General features: G+C 62.0%; 6 protein-coding genes. 2 read left to right on the forward strand and 4 right to left on the reverse strand.

Annotated features, from left to right (window positions below; all coding sequences use genetic code 11):
- Positions 1-35: 35 nt before the first annotated feature.
- The 4 genes from ACRB8A_RS20245 to ACRB8A_RS20260 all read right to left on the reverse strand — a co-directional run bounded on the left by ACRB8A_RS20245 (position 36) and on the right by ACRB8A_RS20260 (position 3,584).
- Positions 36-1,502, reverse strand: coding sequence for a chromosome partitioning protein ParA (locus ACRB8A_RS20245; protein ID WP_432246247.1), 1,467 nt, complete (start codon positions 1,500-1,502; stop codon positions 36-38).
- A 68-nt stretch (positions 1,503-1,570) separates the two neighbouring features.
- The gene (locus ACRB8A_RS20250; RefSeq protein WP_432246248.1) at positions 1,571-2,083 is read right to left on the reverse strand and encodes a hypothetical protein; all 513 of its coding nucleotides are present in this window, start codon (positions 2,081-2,083) and stop codon (positions 1,571-1,573) included.
- On the reverse strand, positions 2,080-3,162 hold the full coding sequence (locus ACRB8A_RS20255; protein WP_432246249.1) for a CHAP domain-containing protein: 1,083 nt from the start codon (positions 3,160-3,162) through the stop codon (positions 2,080-2,082). Before ACRB8A_RS20255 ends, ACRB8A_RS20250 begins: the two co-directional genes overlap by 4 nt.
- Complete coding sequence (locus tag ACRB8A_RS20260) at positions 3,159-3,584, reverse strand: hypothetical protein (RefSeq protein WP_432246250.1); 426 nt, start codon at positions 3,582-3,584, stop codon at positions 3,159-3,161. Before ACRB8A_RS20260 ends, ACRB8A_RS20255 begins: the two co-directional genes overlap by 4 nt.
- A gap of 295 nt (positions 3,585-3,879) precedes the next feature.
- Between ACRB8A_RS20260 and ACRB8A_RS20265 the strand changes: the two genes are divergently transcribed.
- Together ACRB8A_RS20265 and ACRB8A_RS20270 are read left to right on the forward strand one after the other, a co-directional pair.
- Positions 3,880-4,134, forward strand: coding sequence for a winged helix-turn-helix domain-containing protein (locus tag ACRB8A_RS20265; protein ID WP_432246251.1), 255 nt, complete (start codon positions 3,880-3,882; stop codon positions 4,132-4,134).
- Positions 4,135-4,778: 644 nt separating this feature from the next.
- Entirely contained in the window at positions 4,779-6,413 is a 1,635-nt protein-coding gene (locus tag ACRB8A_RS20270) for a hypothetical protein (protein WP_432246252.1), read from the forward strand.
- Positions 6,414-7,530 lie beyond the last annotated feature (1,117 nt).

Genomic DNA, 7,530 nt, shown 5'->3' on the forward strand with positions numbered 1-7,530 from the left:
GTTCCTCCTTTCGAAACGTGGGTGGGTTGAGGGGGTTAGAAGCCGTTGGCGACCGCGGCCGCGGCTGCCAGCCACGCCCGCTGGGTGTCGGGCTGGAGGGCTTCATAGCGGATGGGGCCGTTGACCAGTGCGGGGTCGTAAGGGATCCGCACGACGGCCCGGACGAATGGTTCGAACCCGTCAGCGATTCTTTGGGCTTCGGCTTTGGCGCGTTTGAGGGCGTCGCCGCTCATGCTGCGTTTGGCGTCGGTGGATTCGGAGACGATCACCACGGCATTGCGGGCCAGTTCGGCGTCGTGGCCACCACGGGATTCGAGGGTCTGCAGGGTCAGCCGTGCAGCCTCGGCGCGGTCCTCGATCGCGGTGACAGGGACGACGAGCTGGTTGGTGTGGTCGATCATCCGTCGCCAGTTCGCTGCCCGGGCGGTGTTACCGGAGTCCATGACCACGAGCCGGTAGTAGCGGGTGAGGACCTGGTGGGCGATGTCCACTTCCTCAGCGGTGACTTCGTGGTCGCCTTCTTCGTTCTCATCCGAACGCAGCACATCGAATTTGTCAGCCGTTTGGTGGTGGACGAACTTGGCGATTTCGGCCGCGTTCGTGGACGGGGAAAGCAGGTCGGTGGAGGAATCGATCAGGTCCAGGACGCTGCGGTCATGGGCGCCTTTCTCGGTCCTCCAGCCCAGGGTTCCCTGGGACTCGTTGTTGTCCCAGGCGACGGTGGCCGCGCCGCTGTAGCGGGCAAGGATCGCCGAGAGCATCACCACGGTCGGGGTCTTGTTCGCCCCGCCTTTACGGTTGACCACCGCGATGGTCCGCGGGCCGGGCCAGTGCTGGCTGACCGTGCGGATATCTTCACGCTCGGCGAGTTCTTCCGGGGAAGGATCCATCCGGAAACCCAACCGGGTCAGGGAACCGCGCCAGCCCTGCGTGGCAGGCTCCAGGACCGGGGCGCTGACCAGGAACGAGGTGTCCTTCAAACTCCGGCGCGTCGCCGGAACCTCCGCAACCGCCTGAGCCTCCGCAACGACAGGGGCGGTATCGACGGTGACGGTAGCCGGCACCTGAACTGCTGTTGCGCGGCGCGGGTTCGCCGGCTGACTGACGGTCGGCTGGACCGCTACCGGGGCCTGGGCCGGGGTGGGTGTGCCGGTGGGGACGGTCTCGATGACGGCGGGTGCGACCGTTTCGGGGGTGGTGGTGGGTGCTTCTGCCCGGCGGCGGGTGGGTTTGGTGTCGTAGGAGACGGATTCGACCCGGTTGTCCGGGTGAACGATGAGTTCCCCGTAGCCTTCGGGGTCTTCGATGCTGACCCGCACGGCTCGCTGAAGCGTCTTCGCCTCCGTGAGGACCAGTGCGAGGGCGTTATCGCGCAGCTCCTGCAGGGACGAACCTTCCGGGACGACGCGGGAGTTCCCGGCGACGATCACTTCAGCTGTGCCGTTGGCGCTGATGATGGCCTTGATGTTGGGGAAGGCCAGAACCTCTGGTGTGGTGCTCATGGAACCTCATCCTTTGCGTCTGTGTTTCTGTGTGTCTGTGGGGTGGGTGGAGAAGAAGTGCTGGGTGGTCAGGAGCCGGGAGGGGTGAGGCGGTTGACCTTCCAGGGGGCTTCCTGGCCGGTGCGGAGCAGCTGGAGGGTGTAGGACCCGGCGTTCGTGGGGACCTTGGCGATAACGCCGTACCCGTTGGATTCATCGACGGTCAAAGTAGCTTTCCCGGTGACGGTGCTGGCCGGGATGTTCGCAGGGTCAACAGCCGAGTAGTCGGCCGTGGCCTGGACGGTGAGCCAGCGGGCGAGGTCATTGGCCCACTGCTTTTCCTCCGTGCCCGGGCGGGCGAAGTCCGCCATGGCCTTGCCGGCCACCTCCACAGCGGCGTCCTTGCTCTTCTGGTCCCAGCTCAGGCCGATCGTTGCCGGCACCGTCCCGCCGGGAGCCTGCGGGCCACTGCTGGCACTCAACGACACCGGCGCCGACGGGGTTGCCGTGGTGGGCTCAGGGGCCGCGGGTGTGGTGTTCGAGGCCGGGGCACACCCGGCACACAGCAGGGCTGTGATGATCAGGGCCAGGGGCTTTTTCACTTCTTCTCCTCTTGGGTCGGCAGATACAGGAAAGCTGACGGGACACCGTTGGACACGGTGCGGGTGTAGTAGTTGTGGTCATCCGGGGGCGGGTTGCCGTTGTAGCCCTCTTCGACATAGGTCCCGTCGTCCTTGACTTCCTTGACCACCGCGACGTGCCCGAAGGTCGGGTCCGCTCCCCCGGCCCCGGGCGCGTACCAAACAACCGCACCAACACGGGGCGTTCCCCCCGTGGGCCACCCCTTGGCATCCCAGCCGGCCTTCCACGTCACGGCCGAACCCAGGAGCTGACCATCAGGACGGAACGTACTGTTGAGGATTTTGAATGGTGCGGTAGTTGAACCCATCTGCTGGTTCACCCGCCACAGAGCAAAGTCCACGCACTCTCGGTAAAACGCTCCAAGAGGTGAAGCGGCATCCGCGTCGGCGCCTGCCTGCAGCCAGGTCGGTGAGTCCTTGTAGGGGTAGTCATCCCCTGCACCGGACTGCCCGGGAATGGCGCAGTCGCTGCCGGTAAGGTCGAACTTCTCATCCGAGAGACCCTGGACGAGCTTGACGCCCTCGGGCCAGTACTTGGCGTAGTGATACGGGTCCGCGTTCCGCTGGACCTTGTTACCGGCAATGGTCGGCTCCAGCAGCTCCCAACCCTCAACCTTCTGCAAGGCCTTGATGAAGTTCGTGGCACTGATGGTCGGGTCCATACGGTCCGCGTAGGAACCCCACGCACCGTTATCGCGCTGCTGGAACAACCCCCGCGAATCCGGGCCCGGACCGTCACCGTAGTCCAGGACCCGCAGACCGGACTCCCCCAGGGAGACCATCACGCTGATCATCTGACCCTTCACCGAAAGATCCAGGGCCTTCCCGGCACCCATGATCGCGGCAGCATTCTGCAGCTGCTCAGTGCTGTATCCCTCGACTTTGGTATCGGGGCTAATTGCCACAGAGATGGCAGGGCCGCAATCAGCGGCAGCAGGCTTAGCCGGCGCCAGGAGAAGAAGCATCGAAAAAATCAGGCCGAAAAACAGCGCCGGTACAGCAACCATCGCGCCAACAGCCAAACCCTTAGTCGGCTTCATCGTGGCCTCAGCGCCGTCCAGGCATCACGCAGCCACAATGGACCTGCGGCTTCGATAGTCAGCACCACATCCGGTTTCCGGACACGAACCACGATCCCATCCCGCTGATCCCGAAAAACGGTAGCGGCCGCGTGGCTGGTTACCAGTCCTGCCAGTTCCAGGCTGTCCAGAACGTCAACCACGGATTGTCCCAAGCCGGTGCGGCTGCCAAGATCCTCTGTCTCCACTACGCAGGCAGCACGGCCTTCGACAAATTCAGAAGCGGGCATCATGCGCAGCAGTTCGGTTAGTACACGTTCCTCCAGCGGCGGGCGGCCAAGAGCGAAAACCCAGTTCTGGAACGCCGCGTACTCTCCTGCCGCACGCTCCTGCAGCGCGTCGTAATGCATTGGCCACGCTGTTCCAAACGGCAAAGCCGTCATTCTGTCCTCCCCCCAGACATGAATTCCGAAAACCTACAACTTCCCGCTGACATTCCGTCGGCTCTGTGGTTGCTCGCGTAACAAGCAACCGGGACAACCCGCCATTGTTCACACTTTCCGGAAAAAGTGCTTGTCAAGAGCTATGGCGGGCTGCTTCTTCAGAAACTGAAGTCTAACATTAAATGTTAGTGTAGTATGCGCTTGTGAACAGATACGGCAAAATGGACAAGTGCCCCGATATGCCAAGCCACCAGCGACTACTCCTTCGGCGGCGGCATCTATGAAAGCGTTTGGGATGAACGAAGTGCGCTCGGCAATTCTCAGGAATCTTGCTTTGAGCGCAGAAGGCACCACATCTGGTCAAATCGCTAAGGATCTTGGGGCCAACTACCAAACAGTCTTCCGGCATCTTCAAGATCTTGAAGACCTTGGATTGGTGAAGGCCGATGCGGGACAGCAACGTCAGGGACAGCGCGTACTGTACCGGCTAGACAAGGCTGCGAGGGATGTAGCCCTGGCTGCCTACGCGCAGTATCTTGACGGCCGGTAGAGCTTTCGACACGCCCAAACTAAGAGCCTCCCACTTAATGAAAGCTTAAGAAGGTTGGCTGGTTTCTATCTTCAAGTCAGAGGGAGCCGGATATGCCGATGCCAAGCAAGGGTGACAGGAAACCATTGTCTGCACACATCCCGCGCGCAGACGCGGAGAAATTGGCCTTGGTAGTGGAACTTACCGGCGAAAGTCGCTCAGAGATCGTGACGCGGCTGGTGCATGCTCACTTGGAGAGCTTGGATATCGAATCTCTCTACCGGCAGGAGGCCTTGCCTATCGCTCGGGCCTCTTAAAGCAGAAAGCCCGCGCTAGGCGGGCTTTCTAAGACTTTAGCGTTCAGATCTCGTTCTTGGCGGGACCCGATCTGAACTTTTATCAACACCCACCCAGTGGGTGGACTTTGTTGTACCTCCCGAGGAAGGAATAGCTCTATCGTACCGCACGCAGATTCCGCGTCAATTGACGCGCCCGTGAGTGTCGGCACTTTGCCTGGCCCGGCTGCCGCGTGGGTGCTGGCGCCTTTGATCGCAGGCCAACCTTCGTACCGGTTGGGCCGGTGGATCGGGCAGCGTTTCCAGTACCCCCGCCCCACTACTGCCCCGAAGATCACCAGAACTGTCCCGGATCGGCCGGCTGCGGTGATGATTCACGGTGTCGATGGGTCTGTGGCGACGCTGTGCCTGGACCTGGATACGTCCAAAGCCCTCAAGGGTGTGGTGGATTCGGATGCGGCCCGGCTTAGGACGCTTCTGGGCGAAGCCGGGGCGGTGTTCGTGGAGGACTTTTCCCCCAGCGGGGGCCGGCACTTGTATGTGCCGCTGCAGGAACGACTCAGCCATCCCGAGGCCCGCGAACTTATTGAAGCCTTGGGCCGGGTCGCGATGAGCCTTGACCCGAGTCCGCACCAGAACGTCACTGACGGTTGTATTCGTGTTCCAGGATCCGCGCATAAGTCCGGTGGCCACCAAACCCTGGTCACTCCCCTGTCCCAGGCGTATGACGTGCTTCGCCGCCGCAACACTCCTGCCACCATCGCCGCTTTGCGGGCTGCGCTGGCCCCGGAGCTGCGCCGCAACAGGGTTGAGAAGGAACGCCAGGTCAAAGCCGCTGCGTCCCCGCGGCCGCAGCTTGCACACCTGCCGCTCCCCGGGGCCGGCAGCGAGTCCCCGCTCCGCCGCACAGCACGTACAGGGCTGTACGACACCGCACGTTACGCCAGCGCTTCAGAGGCCCGCATGGCGGTCCTGAACCACTTCGCTGCCTGTGGGTGGACCCTCTCCCAGGTCACCGGAGAACTCACCGGGCAGTTCCCCGGCCTCGCCGCCCTGTACGGCACAAAGCAGGACCGCCTGCTGCCCAAGGAATGGGCCAACGCCCAAGCCTTCACCAACAACACGTCCAGCGGAAAACGGACACCCGCACAGCGACGGGGAAAAGATGCCTTTATTAACGACACAAGCATCACTAAACCCACAGGGGGGGCACCCACCCCCAGCCCAGCCTCAATCCATCAACTCGTAAACGATTTGGAAAACATCCTCTACGCAGTCCTCGACCATAGGCTTCAGGCTTACGGCCGCGAAAGCCTCAGCCTGCGGTTGCTGCTCCGCGGCCTGCTGGGCTTTATGCGAACCAACAACACCAACCTTGTGGACGTCGGCTGCCGAACCCTCGCCGTTGCCCTGGGAAAGCACCACGGCACCATCGCCCGGCTTCTCCCCCGTCTCGCTGGCGCCTCAGATGGAATCCTCACCAAAGTCATGGACGCCCGGCACAAAGCAGCCGATGTTTACCTGATCGAGCTCCCCGCGCAGTACTACCAGCTCGCACGGGAACTGACCTGGCGAAAGGGCAAGATCCACGCCATACGCCCGGTGTTCCGCGCCCTCAGCGACCCCGCCGCCCTGATTTACGAAGCCATAGAACGCGGACGGCACTCCCCCACCACCGCCGAAATCATCCGCACCACAGGACTTAGCAGATCGGCAGTCGATAGTGCCCTGGCAAACATGGAAGCCCTGGCGATGATCCACCGCGCCAGTCGAGCCTGGCGCATCACACAGAGCACCAACCTGAGTGCTCTCTCGGTCCGTCTTGGTGTGATGGATGAGTACCAGGCCCACATCGCCCGAAACCGCCGGCAACGCGCCGCTTGGCACGCTTATCTCGACCGTTTTGCAAACTCACGCATACCTGAGTCCGACCTGTACGACGCAGAACGCGATCAGCACTGGATCCCTCCAGACGTAGCTGACGGTATCTGGCTTGCTGCCTAGTTGGGGTGGCTTGTGAAAACGGCGAATTTCAGACGCTAAGGCACTTCTGATTGAGCGCGCAGGTGTATAGAGCGGCTTTCCCTTGCCGCAGTGGCAGGTTTGCCTTGCTCAGCAGGAGCAGTCGCCCAAACGTCCGTAGACGTTGCATTGGCCCGAAAACGGCATGACTACGCTCTGCCCTGCGGAAATGATTCAAGTCCAGACTTGTAGGCGAAACGAACGTCAGCGCACCCCCTCCAACACGCTTAGGGCTTCTACTCCCCGCGCGTTGGTCCCGGGCCCCGGTTCCTCTCACTGCTGGGCTGGGAACACATCAACCTCACCGGCGACTATACCTGGCCGCATGCCAGCCACATCAACCCGGCGAATGCAGGCCACTACGACGCTCGGCAAAACCTTAGCGTCGGATATTTCACTTTTTCACAAGCCGCCCCTATACGAGAGCCAACAACACCAACCTGGTCGACGTCGGATGTCGAACGCTCGCCGTTGCCCTGGGAAAACACCACGCCACCATCGCCAGGCTCCTCCCCCGCCTCGCCGGTGCATCAGATGGCATCCTCACCAAAGTTTTGGACGCCCGCCACAAAGCAGCCGACGTGTACCTGATCCAGCTTCCGGAGCAGTACCACCAGCTTGCCCGGGAACTGACCTGGCGAAAAGGCAAAATTCACGCCGTTCGCCCGGTATTCCGCGCCCTTAGCGATTCAGCAGTCCTCATCTACGAAGCCATCGAACGAGGCCGGTACTCTCCCACCACTGCCGAAATCATCCGCACCACAGGACTCAGCCGATCAGCAGTAGATCACGCCCTGGCAAACATGGAAACCCTCGCCATGATCCACCGCAGCGGCCGGGCCTGGCACATCACCGAAAGCTCCAACCTGACCCGTCCTGGCAGTCCGCCTAGGCGTCATGGACGACTACCAGAGCCACATAGCCCGAAACCGCCGCGAACGCGCCATCTGGCACGCCTACCTAGACCGTTTCGACAGTTGCCGCGTGAGTGAGTACGACCTATACGACGCAGAACGAGAAGAGGAATGGATGCCGCCTGACAAATGGGTAATCTGGGCGGCTTGAAACCCTTAGTCGCAGTTATAGAAGGGTTTCTACA

The sequence above is a fragment of the Arthrobacter sp. G.S.26 genome (genome assembly GCF_050847375.1).
Taxonomy (GTDB): Bacteria; Actinomycetota; Actinomycetes; order Actinomycetales; family Micrococcaceae; genus Arthrobacter.

Excerpts from the sequence above, each read along its gene's own strand:
- ACRB8A_RS20245 (WP_432246247.1), bottom strand. The coding sequence starts at position 1,502 with ATGAGCACCACACCAGAGGTTCTGGCCTTCCCCAACATCAAGGCCATC.
- ACRB8A_RS20255 (WP_432246249.1), bottom strand. The coding sequence starts at position 3,162 with ATGAAGCCGACTAAGGGTTTGGCTGTTGGCGCGATGGTTGCTGTACCG.
- ACRB8A_RS20260 (WP_432246250.1), bottom strand. The coding sequence starts at position 3,584 with ATGACGGCTTTGCCGTTTGGAACAGCGTGGCCAATGCATTACGACGCG.
- ACRB8A_RS20265 (WP_432246251.1), top strand. The coding sequence starts at position 3,880 with ATGAACGAAGTGCGCTCGGCAATTCTCAGGAATCTTGCTTTGAGCGCA.
- ACRB8A_RS20270 (WP_432246252.1), top strand. The coding sequence starts at position 4,779 with ATGATTCACGGTGTCGATGGGTCTGTGGCGACGCTGTGCCTGGACCTG.